Origin of the sequence: Dyella japonica DSM 16301 (assembly GCF_001010355.1) — a bacterium.
In the GTDB taxonomy this organism is placed as follows: domain Bacteria; phylum Pseudomonadota; class Gammaproteobacteria; order Xanthomonadales; family Rhodanobacteraceae; genus Dyella; species Dyella japonica.
Genome location: NZ_JPLA01000182.1, coordinates 1 through 413, shown reverse-complemented (window position 1 = coordinate 413; position 413 = coordinate 1). Strand labels below are relative to the sequence as shown.

The window sequence follows — 413 nt, the reverse complement described above, 5'->3', positions numbered from 1 at the left end:
CTGCTCGCCTTTGTTACCAACACTGCGTGACGCTGTGCTGTATGTGCTAACTGGTACGTTCTTTTAACTTGGGGTGTTTAAATGAAGGGTAATGTTATAAGACTTCGTGCTGCAAGTTTAGCAAGTAAGTTCGGTTTCGGTGATGGCGATATTGTTGATTATTTTTGTGAGGATAACAATATCAGTTTAGATGAAAGGGATCCACACCAAATTCTGATAAAACTGGTAAGAACATATTTATTGCCACTTATCCCTCATGTTGAAGTTTATGAAATTGGCACTATGCACAATCCGATTCGTTGCGAAGACAAATTCGTAGAAGAGCTTCAGCGTAGTGATATTTATGTTGATGTAACTATACATCAACTTATCCAATGTATTAACGAAACAGAAAAGGATCCTATATTTATGGG

At 37.5% G+C, this 413-nt stretch carries 1 protein-coding gene; it reads left to right on the top strand.

The genetic code is table 11. From position 1 onward, the window contains the following. Nucleotides 1-81: 81 nt before the first annotated feature. Nucleotides 82-413: hypothetical protein (locus Y882_RS20205; RefSeq protein ID WP_156171604.1), on the top strand; the 332-nt coding region annotated here is incomplete at its 3' end.